Origin of the sequence: Beijerinckia sp. L45, assembly GCF_009765775.1 — a bacterium.
Taxonomy (GTDB): Bacteria; Pseudomonadota; Alphaproteobacteria; order Rhizobiales; family Beijerinckiaceae; genus RH-AL1.
Window position 1 is genome coordinate 134,358 of record NZ_LMUU01000259.1, and the last position, 456, is coordinate 134,813.

Sequence of the window (456 nt, forward strand, 5' to 3'; positions counted from 1 at the left end):
GCTATCGCATCGAGACGAGCGCCACCGATCCCGGAAGCGCGGTGCATTTCGTCAAGAACATCGCCAACCTGACGCATGTCGATGCTTATCAGTACGGCACCAACTTCTTCTCGATCGACTTCCTGCAATCGACCAACGCCGATCCGGCCGCGCCGATCACCCAGAACGCCAACGCGCCGTTCAACTTCAGCGGCCAGGGTTCGCTGGAACTTTACGCGCTGTATCGCGGCTCGCTGAGCGGCAATGCGGTCACCCATTCCAAGATGTTCAGCTACGGCTTCCTCAAGGACGTTTCGCTGAGCTACGGTGGCGACGGCGAAAGCCAGAACACCACCTTCGCGCCGAACAAGCGTGACATCGTCGGCGGTATCCAGTTCTCGTTCGACGTCCCGGGCTTTCTCACCGTCGCCGTGCAGGGCTATCACGAGTGGAACCACAACGGCCTGGCCCAGGTCG

The 456-nt window shown here is 60.7% G+C and carries 1 pseudogene; it reads left to right on the forward strand.

The annotated features are described in order from the left end of the window. Positions 1-456 (forward strand): annotated as a pseudogene (locus GSQ79_RS29195) (hypothetical protein); the annotation flags it as partial.